The sequence below is a fragment of the Ramlibacter sp. bp-362 genome, assembly GCF_054956735.1.
Window position 1 is genome coordinate 1 of record NZ_JBUDXE010000041.1, and the last position, 533, is coordinate 533.

At 66.8% G+C, this 533-nt stretch carries 1 protein-coding gene; it reads left to right on the forward strand.

What is annotated here, in order from left to right:
• On the forward strand, positions 1-533 hold a 533-nt coding region (locus ACY0MJ_RS22320), incomplete at both ends, for a GTP-binding protein (protein ID WP_462640756.1).

Consider the following 533-nt stretch of genomic DNA (forward strand, 5'->3'; position numbering starts at 1 on the left):
GAGCGGACCAAGCCGCACGTGAACGTGGGCACCATCGGCCACGTGGACCATGGCAAGACGACCCTGACGGCGGCGATCACCACCGTGCTGTCGACCAAGTTCGGCGGCGAGGCCAAGGCGTACGACCAGATCGACGCGGCCCCGGAAGAAAAGGCCCGCGGCATCACGATCAACACCGCCCACGTGGAGTACGAGACCACCGCCCGCCATTACGCGCACGTGGACTGCCCCGGCCACGCCGACTACGTGAAGAACATGATCACCGGCGCCGCCCAGATGGACGGCGCCATCCTGGTGGTGTCCGCGGCCGACGGCCCGATGCCCCAGACGCGCGAGCACATCCTGCTGGCGCGCCAGGTGGGCGTGCCCTACATCATCGTGTTCCTGAACAAGTGCGACATGGTCGATGACGCCGAGCTGCTGGAGCTCGTCGAGATGGAAGTGCGCGAGCTGCTCTCCAAGTACGACTTCCCCGGCGACGACACCCCGATCATCAAGGGCTCGGCCAAGCTGGCGCTGGAAGGCGACAAGGG